Consider the following 12,230-nt stretch of genomic DNA (forward strand, 5'->3'; position numbering starts at 1 on the left):
CAAGCGTGTCAGAGATTCGCTGTGGGGGCGATGGGGGGGCGGTGCATGCGCTCGGCGACCGGCCGGACCGCGACGGAGCGGGAGACCGCCGTCGTGTTCCTCGGTCGCGAGCCCGAGGTCACCCGTCTGATCGCCGCCCGCGGCGGAGCCACCGGACGCGTCGTCCTGGTGCTCGGCGAGGGCGGCATCGGCAAGACGTCGCTGATCCGCGCGGCGATGGCGCGGATGCCTGGCACCCACACCGTGCTGTGGGCCTCCGCCGATGCGATGGACCGGCGTCGCGTCCTCGGGCTGCTGCTCGATGCCTTCACGCCGATGCTGACCGACGGCGACCGGCGCCTCGCCGCGCGCCACAACGAGCACGCGATCGGAGAGAGGCTGCTGTCGCTCATCGACATCGCCGCGGCGAATCCGGCCGTCATCGTGCTCGAGGACCTGCAGTGGGCGGATGCCGCCTCCCTCCGTCTCCTCGCGCGGCTGGCGCGGACGCTGGGGCAGCTTCCGCTGCTGATCATCGGCTCGATGCGCACGCAGGCCCGCCACGAGACCTCGCCCGAGCTCGACCACCTCTTGCACATCCTCAGTGAACGAGACCTGCTCGTGCCGGTCGAGCTCGGCCCCCTCACCCCCGAGACGTGCACGGCGATCACCGAGCGGCTGACCGGCGGGCGGATCGGCAGCCTCCTCGAGCGACATGTCGAGACGGCCGGCGGCAACCCGCTGTTCCTGACCGAGATGATCAGGGCGCTCCTGCGCGACGGCGCGGTGACCGTCGACGACCGGGGCGAGGCGAGGACCGACGCGCCGGTCGGCCCATCACCGTCGCTCGCGACGGTGATGATGCGCCACCTCGGCCATCTGAGCACGCCGACACGTGAGCTGCTGACCTCCGCCGCGCTGCTGGGCACCCGGTTCTCCGTCACGCAGCTGCGCGTGGTCGTCGGCCGCCCGATGAGCGCGCTGGTGCCGTTGCTGCGAGAGGCGTTCGCCGCCGGTTTCCTGGAGGAGGTGGGCGCAGACCTGCTCGGCTTCCGGCACCAGCTCATCCAGGAGGTGCTGCTGCACGACCTGCCCGCCCCGGTGCGTGCGGAGCTCCGCCGCGAGTTCGCGATCCGACTGGATGACGCGCACGTCGCGCCGGCCACCGTCGCCGCCCATCTCCTGCAGGCGACGACATCGCCGGAGGATCTGTCATGGATGCTGCGCCTCGCCGAGGGCGCGGCGGTGAGCGCGCCCGGCACCGCCGCCGAGCTGTGGGGCAGGGTCATCGAGGAGACCGCGCCGGGTGACCCGCTGAGCGTGCGCGCCATCGCCGGCCTCGCCCGGGCCGAGCTGAGCGCCGGCCACGCCGCGCAGGCGAGCGCACTCGCCGAGAGCGCCCTCCGGCACGACGTTCCCTCCGACGTGCTGGCGGGCCTGTCGGCGACGTACACGCACGCCCTGATGCAGGAGCACCGCAACGCCGAAGCGCGGGATGAGGCGGAGAGGTACGCCGCGTCGGAGGTGCTGGAGCCGGCCGACCGCGCGGCGCACCTCGCCTTCGCCGGATGGCCGCGCTTCATGCTGGGTGACCTCGACGGCGCCACGCGCCTGGCCCGGGAGGGCGCCGCGATGGCGGCCGCGGTCGGCAACGCGGGCGCCGAGGCTCTCGCTCTCGCGCTGGGCGGGCAGATCGCCGACGTGCGCGGCGACCTCGACGAGGCCACCGCCCTGCTCACGCGGGCCACGGCGGTCGCCGACAGGCATCTGACCTTCGCATCCATCGAGGCGTTCCCGCACGCCCTGCTGGCGCTCGCGCTGACCGACGCCGGACGCACCTCCGACGTGCTCGAGCTGCTGCAGCGGAGCGTCCGGGCCGCCGAGGAGTTCGGGTATCGCACCGGCGTCCTCGCCGCGCACGCCTTCGGGGCGCAGGTGCTCGCGCAGGTCGGGAGCCTGTCGGACACCTGGGCCGAGCTCGAGGCGCACGGCTCGATGGTGGGGTCGATGGATGTGCGCATGAGCGGCCCCATCCTCGGACTGCGGGCGTGCGTGGCGGCCCGCCGGAGCGGACCCGACGCCGCCGGGGAATGGGCGGGGCTTCTCGATCCGGTACCCGATCGGGCCCGGTGGGCGGGACGCGGTCGGAGCTGGATCTGGTCCGGCCTGAGCCAGCGTGCGCACGCCGGCCCCGACGCCGGCCGAGCCTTCGGCGTGCTGCGGGAGGGCTGGCGCGAGCTGCGCGACGGCGACATGCAGATGGACTGCGCGGAGCTGGGCCTCGAACTCGTCCACGTCGCGCGCGTGGTCGCGGACGCCGACGGCCCGCAGCGCACGCCTGCGCTCGCACAGGCTCAGGAGGTGCTCGACGTGCTGACCGCGCTCGCCGACCGCAATCCCGGGGTCGACCACCTTCGCGCGACCGCCCTGGCCGTGCGCGGGCGGGCGACGGGATCGCCGGATCTGCTCGTCGAGGCGTCGCGGATGCTGGCGGGCACGCCCCGGCGAATGCAGCATGCGCGCACGAGCGAGCTGGCGGCGCGCGTGCTCCCTCACCGGGCCGACGAGCGCCGCGTGCTGGCGGAGGCGGCGTTGCAGTCGTACGGCGAAGCCGGAGCCGATCATGAGATCACGCGGGCCAGGACGGCATTCCGTCGTGCGGGGATTCCCGTGCGCACGCCGCGCCGGCCGCGACCGACGTCCGGGTGGGAGGCTCTCACACGCACGGAGGAGCGCGTCTCGGGACTCGTGGCCACCGGCGCCACCAACCCCGAGATCGCCGAGTCGCTCAGCGTGTCGCGGCGCACGGTCGAGACCCACGTGTCGAACGTCCTGAGCAAGCTCGGTCTCCGATCGCGCACCGAGCTGGCCCTCCTCGTCGCACGGCGCTCCGACGACGCCCGGTAGGTGCCGTCCGCGGTGGTCGCGAACCGGATGTCTTGCCCCGCCGTCGCGGCGGGCGTACCGTGAGCGCGGAGTGACGTCCGCCTGCTCACTGGGGAGGGAGACGGGCATGGGCGCGGTATCGCGGCGCGATTTCCTGCGGATCACGGGTGGGGCAGGCCTGGGCCTGTTCTTCGTCGGGACGGTCGGCGAGGTGCCGTTCCGCATACCCGTCGCGGCGGCCGCCATCCCGGGCGGCACTCTGGATCCCCACGCGGTGACGAAGTACGCCACCGCACTGCTGATCCCGCCGGTGATGCCGCGCACGGGGACGATCAGCCGGCGCGGCGGGAAGCCCATCGACGTGTACGAGATCTCGGTGCGGCAGTTCGAGCAGCAGATCCTTCCGGCCGGCATGCCGGCGACGACGGTGTGGGGTTACGGACCGGTCGACGGCCGGGGGCGCGACCCGCTCCTCATCCACAACGCCCCGTCGCTGACGATCGAGGCACGCGTCGACAGGCCGGCGCGCATCACCTGGATCAACGATCTCGTCCGCGCGGACGGGACGTACCTTCCGCATCTCCTGCCCGTCGACCCGACGCTGCACTGGGCGAATCCGCCGGGCGGCGTCGACGGCCGCGATTCCCGGCCGATGCACCAGGCCACCCCCGGCCCATACACCGGCCCCGTGCCCATCGTCACCCACGTCCACGGCGCGATCGACGTCGGCGACGAGAGCGACGGGTACGCCGAGGCCTGGTATCTGCCCGACGCTGGGGACATCCCCGAGGGCTACGCGACGACGGGCACCTGGTACGACTTCTTCGCGAGCAAGGCCGCCGCGCGGTTCGACACGCACTGGGAACCGGGATCGGCGACGTCCCAGTATCCGAACACGGGCAGAGCGGCCACGACGTGGTACCACGACCATGCGCTCGGGATGACCCGGCTGAACGTCTACGCGGGGCCGGCGGGATTCTTCCTCCTCCGCGGCGGGCCGGGTGGCGACGACGCCGTGACCGATGCCCGAACGGGCGCCCGAGCCGAGCTTCCGGGACCCGCGCCCCGCGAGGGCGACAAGTTCCCGCCGAACAAGCCGTACCGCGAGATCCCGCTTGCGATCCAGGACAGGGCCTTCGACTCCGACGGCTCGCTGTTCTACCCCGACACCCGGGCGTTCTTCGACGGGGTGGCCGGGCCGTACCTGCCGGACTCCGACATCTCGCCCATCTGGAACCCGGAGTTCTTCGGCAACGCGATCATCGTCAACGGGAGCACGTGGCCGTTCCTGGAGGTCGAACAGTGCCGCTACCGCTTCCGGGTGCTCAACGGGTGCCAGTCGCGATTCCTCGTGCTCGACTTCAGCGGGATCCCAGGCGTCGAGGTGTGGGCGATCGGCAACGACGGCGGACTTCTCGCCGCCCCCGTCGACCTGACGTCGACGAACGGCGGTCGCCTGCTGATGAGTCCCGCGGAGCGCGCCGACCTGATCGTCGACTTCTCGAACACTCCCGAGGGCGCGCACGTGCTGGCCAACGTGGGGCCGGACGAGCCCTTCTCCGGCGGGGAGGCGCCGGACGCGTTCGACGTGGCCGATCCCGAGACGACGGGTCAGATCATGCAGTTCCGCGTCGGGCCGGTCCGCTCGCCGGATCACTCCACTGCGCCCCGGTGGCTCCAGCTGCCGTCGCTGCCCCCGCCGCCCACAGCGACGGTCACCCGGCGGCTGGCGCTCATCGAGCGCATGTCGGAGTTCTTCCCCGACGCGCCGGCGGAGGCCCTGCTCGGCACGGTGGCGGGTGACCCGGCTGCGGGTCCTGCCGGGTACACCTCGCACGCCTGGGCGGATGAGATCACCGAGAACCCCGACGTCGGAGACGTGGAGATCTGGGAGCTGTACAACGCCACGGGCGACGCGCATCCGGTGCACGTGCACGAAGTCGCCTTCGAGGTCGTGGACCGCCAGGCGATCATCGTGGACGAGGAAGCCGGGACCGTCCAGCTGGTGCCCGGGACCACCAGGGCCGCCGAGCCCTGGGAGAGCGGCGTCAAGGACACCGTCATCTCGTATCCCGGTGAGGTCACCCGGTTGCGGATCACGTTCGACACGCCCGGGCAGTACGTGTGGCATTGCCACATCGTCGAGCACGAGGACAACGAGATGATGCGGCCCTACCGGATCGGGCCTGTGCAGCCGGGGCAGCCGATGCCGCATCACTAGGCGGCGAAACACGAAACCCCCGGTCATCCGGGGGTTTCTTCACTGCTGGGGTACCTGGACTCGAACCAAGAACAACTGAACCAGAATCAGCCGTGTTGCCAATTACACCATACCCCAAGGCTGTGGGCCGAAGCCGTGCCGAGGATAGAGTCTACGCGACCCCGGCACGTGCTCCAAACCGAGGCGTCACCCGCGCGCGTCGGCGAGCGCGCCGAGCCGGCGGACCGACTCGGCCTTGCCGAGCAGCTCCATCGACTCGAAGAGCGGCGGCGATACGCGACGCCCGCTCACCGCGACGCGCAGCGGCCCGTATGCGACGCGGGGCTTGAGTCCGAGGCCGCCGTCCGCCACCGGCGCGACGAGCGCGGCGGCGAGGGCGTCCTGCACCGCCGCCGCGGTGAAGGCGGTGTCGGGCACACCCTCCAGAGCCACCACCGAGGCGCGGAGCACCTCGGTCGCGTTCGCGGGCAGCGAGGCGAGGGCGTCGTCCTGGTACGTCACGCGGTCGGTGAACAGGAAGCCGAGCAGGCCCGGCGCGTCGCCCAGCAGCTGCATCCGCTCCTGCACGAGCGGAGCCGCCGCGACGAGCATCGCCTGCTCCGCGGGAGTCGGCGACTTCTCCACCACACCCGCGGCTGCGAGGTACGGCACCAGGCGCGCAGTGAAGTCCTCGGGCCGCAGCATCCGGATGTGGTCGCCGTTGATCGACTCGGCCTTCTTCTGGTCGAAGCGCGCCGGGTTGGGGTTCACGTCGACGATGTCGAAGGCCGCGACGAGCTCCTCGAGCGAGAACACGTCGCGGTCGTGGCTGATCGACCAGCCGAGGAGCGCCAGGTAGTTCAGTAGCCCCTCGTGGATGAAGCCGCGCTCCCGCTGGAGGAAGAGGTCGGCCTTGGGGTCGCGCTTGGAGAGCTTCTTGTTGCCCTCTTCTCCGAGCACGAGCGGCATGTGGGCGAAGCGCGGGATGAACGTCGTGACGCCCGCGTCCACGAGCGCGGAGTACAGCGCGAGCTGGCGCGCGGTGGACGGCATGAGGTCTTCGCCCCGGATCACGTGCGTGATGCCCATGAGCGCGTCGTCGACCGGGTTCACGAACGGGTACAGCGGCACGCCGCCGGCCCGCACGAGCACGAAGTCGGGGAACGAGCCGGCGGGGAACGTCACCTCGCCGCGGATGAGGTCGACGTAGGTGAGGTCCTCGTCGGGGACGCGCAGCCGCCACGCCGGCTCGCGCCCTTCAGCGCGGTACGCCGCCTTCTGCTCGTCGGTCAGGTCCCGGTCGAAGTTGTCGTAGCCGAGCTGCTTGGCGCGGCCGTTCGCCTCGTTGCGCGCGTCGATCTCTTCCGGCGTGGAGTAGCTCTCGTAGACGGCACCCGAGGCGATGAGCTTGTCGAGCACCTCGCGGTAGATGTGGTGACGCTGCGATTGACGATAGGGAGCGTGCGGTCCGCCGACCTCGACCCCCTCGTCCCAGTCGATCTCGAGCCAGCGCAGCGCGTCGAGCAGCTGCTGGTAGCTCTCCTCGCTGTCGCGCGCCGCGTCGGTGTCTTCGATGCGGAACACGAGCTTCCCGCCGTTGTGGCGCGCGTAGGCCCAGTTGAACAGCACGGTGCGGATGAGTCCCACGTGCGGGAGACCGGTCGGCGACGGGCAGAAGCGGACGCGGACGTCCGCTCCGGTGGCGGTGGTGGTGCGGGGATCAGGCGAAGAGGACATCGCCACCGAGTTTAGTTGCCCGCGACTGCCGCGCCGGGCGCACCCCGGCCGGGCGACCCACTGTCGGCCGGCATGCCCGGCCAGGCGGCGATCAGGCGGCCGAGCGCCGCCAGCGTCGCGCGCACGGCCGGCACGCGGTCCGCGCCGCGCGCGGTCACCGTGTGGATGGTCCGCTGCTCACCCGCCGGCAGCGGCACGATCGCGACGCCGGGCAGGCGAGGAAAGGAGTCCACGGCCATGCGGGGCAGCGTGGCGACCCCGATCCCCTGTGCGACGAGCCCCTCGACGGCGACGACGTTGTCGGTCTCGAAGGCGATGCGCGGCGCGAAGCCCGCACGACCGCAGAGCTCCAGCAGATGGCCCCGGCAGCGGGGACACCCCGCGATCCAGTCCGAGTCGGCGAGGGCGGCGATGTCGAGCTCGCCGGAGCCGGCGGCCGGGTGGCCGGCCGGAAGGACCCCGACCAGCGGATCGGTGCCGGCCGTGCGCACCGCGAGTCCGCGTGCGCTGGAGCCGTGCGGGTCGTCGCGGTCGCCGGGGTAGCTGAACGTGAGTGCGATGTCGGTGCGGTCCCCGCGCACGGCGTCCACCGCCTCCGGAGGCTCCGCCTCGACATACGTCAGCGAGATCCCCGGATGCCGCTGTGCGAGGTCGGCGAGGAGCCGCGGCACGATCGTGGGAGACGCCGACGGGAACCCCATCAGCCGCACGCGCGCGGAGCGCAGGCCTCGCAGCTCGGCGAGCTCGCCGGCCGCGGCATCCAGTGCCGTCGTCACCGCCGTCGCATGCCGGGCAAGGACTCGGCCGGCGTCGGTCAGGCGGACGCTTCGTCCCACCCGCTCGACGACCGCGACACCCAGCCGCTGCTCGAGGCGCTTGATCTGCTGGCTCACGGCAGGCTGGCTGTAGCCGAGCGACGTGGCGGCGCCGGTGATCGAGCCCGCGTCGGCGATCGCTCTCACGACGCGCAGCTCGCGGGCGTCGAAGCCGGGTTCGCCGTCGGTGGTGCCGCTCATCCGTCAAGCATAAGTCGACGTTATGAGTCGCATGAATCACCTGCTCTAGACGCACGGGATCGACCAGCGCACCCTGGTGGCATGCGTTCCACCACCGCCCCCTCGCCGCTGGATGCCGCACGTCGGGCTTTCGACGGCGGTCGCGGCTACCTCGCCGCGTGCACGGTCGGCCTGCCGACCCGCGCTGCGCGCGAAGCGATCCTCGCGGATCTCGCGACCTGGGCCGAGGGCCGACCCGACATCGCGGCATACTCCGCGGCCGTCGAGCGCTCGCGTGCGCTGTTCGGGGGCCTGGTCGGGGTGGGTGCCGAGCGGGTGGCCATCGGCTCGCAGGCGTCCGTCGCCGCCGCGCTCGTGGCCTCGGCCCTCCCCGACGGCGCGGAGGTCCTGGTGCCCGCCGGCGAGTTCTCGTCGATCGTGCTGCCGTTCGTCCACGCAGGCCGGGGCATCCGCGTCCGCACCGCCCCGCTGGCGGACCTGGCCGCGCACGTGCGTCCCACCACGACGCTCGTCTCGTTCGCCCTGGTGCAGTCGGCGACCGGTGAGGTGGCGGATGCCGCCGCGATCGCCGCGGCAGCTGCGGAGCACGGGGTGCTCACTCTGTGCGATGCGACCCAGGCGGTCGGCTGGCTCGGAGTGGAGGCATCCGCCTTCGACGCCGTCGTCTGCCACGCCTACAAGTGGCTGTGCGCGCCGCGCGGCGTGTCGTTCCTGACCGTGTCGGATCGGCTGCGGGACCGGATGCGCCCCGCCCAGGCCGGGTGGTACGCCGGCGACGACCCCTGGTCGTCGTGTTACGGCGCCGAGGTCGACCTGGCGCCGGATGCACGCCGGTTCGACGTCTCCCCCGCCTGGCAGGCGTTCGTGGGCGCCGCGCCCGCGCTCGAGCTGTTCGCCGCGCTCGACCCACTGCCGCTGCACGCGCACGCCACCGGGCTCGCCGCGGCGTTCCGCGACGGGCTGGGCATCGCGCAGCCCGAGCGGGCGTCGGCCATCGTCACCTGGGATGACCCCGGCGGCGGCGAGCTGGCCCGGCTGACGACCGCCGGGATCACCGCGTCGGGACGGGCCGGCAGAGCCCGCGTCGCCTTCCACGTGTTCAACGACGCCGACGACGTCGACGACGCGCTGGCGGCGCTGGGCCGCTGAGTGCTCAGCCGGCGGCAGCCGGACGTGTGGACGCGCGCCATCCGAGCGGGGCGAGCAGCACCGACGCGGCGACGAGGGCCAAGACCACCAGCGCGAGTCCGCCGTACCCGATCCCGCCGAGCACCGCGCCCGCGATGATCGCGCCGACGCCGCCCACGATGCTCATGGTGAAGTCGCTGAAACCCTGACGGCGCGTCCGCAGCTCCTCTGACGACGACTCGGTGAGGAGGGTGGACCCCGCGACCGTGGACGCGCTCCAGCCGAGGCCGAGCAGCACGAGGGCGACGGTCACGGCCGTGGTCGAGCTCTGGCCGAACGACGCCGTGAGCAGGGCCGCCGCGAGGAGCGCCTGGCCCACGAGGATGGTCGCGACGCGCCCGACGCGGTCGGCGAGGATGCCGAAGACGGGCGAGAGCACGTACATGCCGGCGATGTGGAGGCTGATCGTCAGTCCGATGATCGACAGCGTGGCCGCCTCGGTGGCACCGTGCGTGAGGTGCGTGAGGTGGACCGGCGTCATGGCCATGATCGACACCATCGTGCCGTGGGCGGCGGCCACGGCGAAGATCGCGTAGCGTGCGGCCACCGGCCGGTCGGCCCGCGCGATCGGGCGGCTGCCGGCGGGAGCGGATGCCACCACCCGCTGGGCCAGCAGCAGCGGGTCCGGCCGCATAGCGACGAGGTACACGACGATCGCGAGGCCCTGCGCGACGAGCGTGAACAGGTACGCCCCCGTCAGCGGCGGCATCCCGATCGCGGCGCCGACGATCTCGCCCGGCCCGGTGAGGTTCGGGCCGAGCACGGCTCCGATCGTGGTCGCCCACACCACGATCGAGAGGTCGCGCCCGCGCGACGCGTCGGTCGCGAGGTCGGCGGCGGCGAAGCGCGACTGCAGGTTCGCCGCCTGCCCCGCGCCGATGACGAGGAAGCCGGCGAGCAGCAGCGGGAAGGCATCGACGGCGACGGCGGCGATCACGAGCCCGACGCCGACGAGCGCGACGGCCATGCCCGTGGTGAGCGACAGGCGTCGTCCGCGCCGCCTCGCGATCGCGGCGAGGGGCACGGCCGTGAGCGCCGTGCCGAACGTCACCGCGGCCGCGGCCAGCCCCGAGAACGCCTCGTCGCCCGAGAGCTCGGCGGCGAGGACGGCGCCCAGCGACAGCGTCGCACCGAACGCGAGTCCCCCGAGCACCTGCCCGAGCGAGAGCACCGCGACGGTGCGCCGCTGCACGCGCGCCACGTCGTCGGCGCCGGGCAGGAGCAGGGTCTCAGGCATCGCGCGCGGGATTGCGGAGCGTTCCGAGCCCCGTGATCTCGACCTCGACGGTGTCGCCCGCGGTGATCTGGCCCACGCCGGCGGGCGTGCCGGTGAGGATGACGTCGCCAGGGAGGAGCGTGAACGCCGCGGAGGCGTACGCGATGATGTCGGCGAGCGAGAAGATCATGTCGCTGATCGGACCCTGCTGACGCACCTCGCCGTTGAGCCGCGTCGTGATGACGGCGGGCCCGTTCACATCGAACTCGGTCTCGATGGCGGGACCGAGCGGGCACGACGAGTCGAACCCCTTCGCGCGCGCCCACTGCCCGTCGGACTTCTGCCAGTCGCGCGCGGTCAGGTCGTTGGCGATGGTGTAGCCGAAGACGTAGTCCAGCGCGTTCTCGGCCGGCACGTTCTTGGCGATCCGGCCGATGACCGCCGCGAGCTCGCCCTCGAAGCTGATGAAGTCCGACCCCTTCGGAAGCATCACGCTGTCGCCGGGACCGATCACCGACGTGTTCGGCTTGAAGAACAGCATCGGCGCCTGCGGCACGTCGTTGCCGAGCTCGGCCGCGTGCTCGCGGTAGTTGCGGCCCACGCAGACCACCTTCGAGCGCGGGATCACGGGCGCCAGCAGCGCGACGTCGGCGAGCGGGACGCGCTCCCCCGTCGTCTCGTAGCCCGCGAACATCGGGTCGCCCGCGAGGACGACCATCTCGCCCTCGTCGACGATTCCGAACCTGATGGCGTCGTTGTGGCTGAAGCGCGCGATCCTCACCCGCTCAGCCTAGCGATGCCCCGGACGCGCGAAGCCCCCGGCCGCGCGTGCGGCGGGGGCTTCGCGATCGGGTCTCAGCTGTCCAGGCGCAGGAGCCAGCCGTGCTTGTCCTCGCGACGCCCGTACTGGATGTCGGTCAGCTCCTCGCGCAGCGACAGCGCGAGCTCGCCCGTCGGCTGCTCGTCGACGAAGTCCTTGCCCTTGAGCAGGCCGATCGGCGTGACGACCGCGGCGGTGCCGCACGCGAACACCTCGACGATGTCGCCGGATGCCACGCCCTGGCGCCATTCGTCGAACGAGACGGCGCGCCCCTCGACCCGGTGGCCGCGGTCGCGGGCCAGCTGCAGGATCGAGTCGCGGGTGATGCCCTCGAGGATCGAGTCGGACTGCGGCGTCACGAGCGTGCCGTCCTTGAAGACGAACACGACGTTCATGCCGCCGAGTTCCTCGACATTGCGGTCCTGATCGAGGAACACCACCTGATCGCACTCGTTCTCGTAGGCCTCGGACTGCGGCAGGAGGCTGGCGGCGTAGTTGCCGCCGGTCTTGGCCGCACCCGTGCCGCCCTTGCCGGCGCGGGCGTAGTCCTCGCTGAGCCAGATCGAGACCGGCTGCACGCCGCCCTTGAAGTAGGCGCCGGCGGGCGAGGCGATGACGTAGTAGCCGACCTTGTGCGCCGGCCGCACACCGAGGAACGCCTCTTTGGCGAACATGAACGGACGCAGGTAGAGGCTCTGGTCGTCGCCGGAGGGAACCCAGTCGCCGTCCACGGCGATGAGCTCGCGCAGGGACTGGATGAAGTACGGCACTGGGAGCTCGGGCAGCGCGAGCCGGCGCGCCGACCGCTGGAGGCGGCGGCCGTTCTGATCGGGGCGGAACGTGTGGATCGAGCCGTCCGCGTGGCGGTACGCCTTGATGCCCTCGAAGATCTCCTGCCCGTAGTGGAGCACCGCCGCGGCCGGGTCGAGCGACAGCGGGCCGTACGGCTGGACGCGCGGGCGGTGCCAGCCGCCGCCGGTGGACCAGCAGATGTCGACCATGTGATCGGTGAAGTTCGTGCCGAAGCCGGGGTTGGCGAGGATCTCCTCGCGCTGCTGCGGGGTCTTGGCCTGCAGGTTGCGGTGGACGCTGAACTCGAGCGGGGCGAGTCCGGTGTCGGGATCGGAATCGATGAGGGTCATGACGGCCTGTGCTTTCGTGCGGATCGCTCCGCGAGGAGGGACGGCG

The 12,230-nt window shown here is 72.3% G+C and carries 8 protein-coding genes and 1 tRNA gene; 3 read left to right on the forward strand and 6 right to left on the reverse strand.

The annotated features are described in order from the left end of the window. Positions 1–45: 45 nt before the first annotated feature. Both ACFRAL_RS11790 and ACFRAL_RS11795 read left to right on the forward strand, forming a co-directional pair. Complete coding sequence (locus ACFRAL_RS11790) at positions 46–2,886, forward strand: AAA family ATPase (RefSeq protein ID WP_378883036.1); 2,841 nt, start codon at positions 46–48, stop codon at positions 2,884–2,886. Between the two features lie 106 nt (positions 2,887–2,992). Next, positions 2,993–5,086 (forward strand): multicopper oxidase family protein, encoded by a 2,094-nt coding sequence (locus ACFRAL_RS11795; protein ID WP_378883039.1) that lies wholly within the window; start codon positions 2,993–2,995, stop codon positions 5,084–5,086. Positions 5,087–5,131: 45 nt separating this feature from the next. Here the strand turns inward: ACFRAL_RS11795 and ACFRAL_RS11800 are convergent. The 3 genes from ACFRAL_RS11800 to ACFRAL_RS11810 form a co-directional block, all read right to left on the reverse strand. Next, positions 5,132–5,203: transfer RNA gene (locus ACFRAL_RS11800), tRNA-Gln, on the reverse strand. 69 nt (positions 5,204–5,272) lie between these two features. After that, a complete protein-coding gene (gene gltX, locus ACFRAL_RS11805; protein WP_378883042.1) occupies positions 5,273–6,802 on the reverse strand; it encodes a glutamate--tRNA ligase in 1,530 nt (509 codons plus the stop codon). Between the two features lie 11 nt (positions 6,803–6,813). Beyond that, positions 6,814–7,818: a LysR substrate-binding domain-containing protein gene (locus ACFRAL_RS11810; protein WP_378883045.1), complete on the reverse strand. Its 1,005-nt coding sequence runs from the start codon at positions 7,816–7,818 to the stop codon at positions 6,814–6,816. Between the two features lie 81 nt (positions 7,819–7,899). Here ACFRAL_RS11810 and ACFRAL_RS11815 point away from each other — a divergent pair, with 81 nt between their 5' ends. Next, on the forward strand, positions 7,900–8,967 hold the full coding sequence (locus tag ACFRAL_RS11815; RefSeq protein WP_378883048.1) for an aminotransferase class V-fold PLP-dependent enzyme: 1,068 nt from the start codon (positions 7,900–7,902) through the stop codon (positions 8,965–8,967). Between the two features lie 4 nt (positions 8,968–8,971). Here the strand turns inward: ACFRAL_RS11815 and ACFRAL_RS11820 are convergent, their stop codons facing one another. The 3 genes from ACFRAL_RS11820 to ACFRAL_RS11830 form a co-directional block, all read right to left on the reverse strand. Beyond that, positions 8,972–10,243, reverse strand: coding sequence for an MFS transporter (locus ACFRAL_RS11820; RefSeq protein ID WP_378883051.1), 1,272 nt, complete (start codon positions 10,241–10,243; stop codon positions 8,972–8,974). After that, a complete protein-coding gene (locus tag ACFRAL_RS11825) occupies positions 10,236–11,003 on the reverse strand; it encodes a fumarylacetoacetate hydrolase family protein (protein WP_336396885.1) in 768 nt (255 codons plus the stop codon). The genes ACFRAL_RS11820 and ACFRAL_RS11825 overlap by 8 nt, the downstream gene beginning before the upstream one ends. A gap of 74 nt (positions 11,004–11,077) precedes the next feature. Further along, entirely contained in the window at positions 11,078–12,184 is a 1,107-nt protein-coding gene (locus tag ACFRAL_RS11830) for a branched-chain amino acid aminotransferase (protein WP_336396884.1), read from the reverse strand. Positions 12,185–12,230: the final 46 nt, after the last annotated feature.

The sequence above is a fragment of the Microbacterium sp. NPDC056736 genome, from assembly GCF_042790415.1.
GTDB lineage: Bacteria > Actinomycetota > Actinomycetes > Actinomycetales > Microbacteriaceae > Microbacterium.

What these genes read in the sequence shown, in the direction of transcription:
- ACFRAL_RS11790 (WP_378883036.1), top strand. Translation starts at nt 46, where the DNA reads ATGCGCTCGGCGACCGGCCGGACCGCGACGGAGCGGGAGACCGCCGTC.
- ACFRAL_RS11795 (WP_378883039.1), top strand. Translation starts at nt 2,993, where the DNA reads ATGGGCGCGGTATCGCGGCGCGATTTCCTGCGGATCACGGGTGGGGCA.
- gltX (WP_378883042.1), bottom strand. Translation starts at nt 6,802, where the DNA reads ATGTCCTCTTCGCCTGATCCCCGCACCACCACCGCCACCGGAGCGGAC.
- ACFRAL_RS11810 (WP_378883045.1), bottom strand. Translation starts at nt 7,818, where the DNA reads ATGAGCGGCACCACCGACGGCGAACCCGGCTTCGACGCCCGCGAGCTG.
- ACFRAL_RS11815 (WP_378883048.1), top strand. Translation starts at nt 7,900, where the DNA reads ATGCGTTCCACCACCGCCCCCTCGCCGCTGGATGCCGCACGTCGGGCT.
- ACFRAL_RS11820 (WP_378883051.1), bottom strand. Translation starts at nt 10,243, where the DNA reads ATGCCTGAGACCCTGCTCCTGCCCGGCGCCGACGACGTGGCGCGCGTG.
- ACFRAL_RS11830 (WP_336396884.1), bottom strand. Translation starts at nt 12,184, where the DNA reads ATGACCCTCATCGATTCCGATCCCGACACCGGACTCGCCCCGCTCGAG.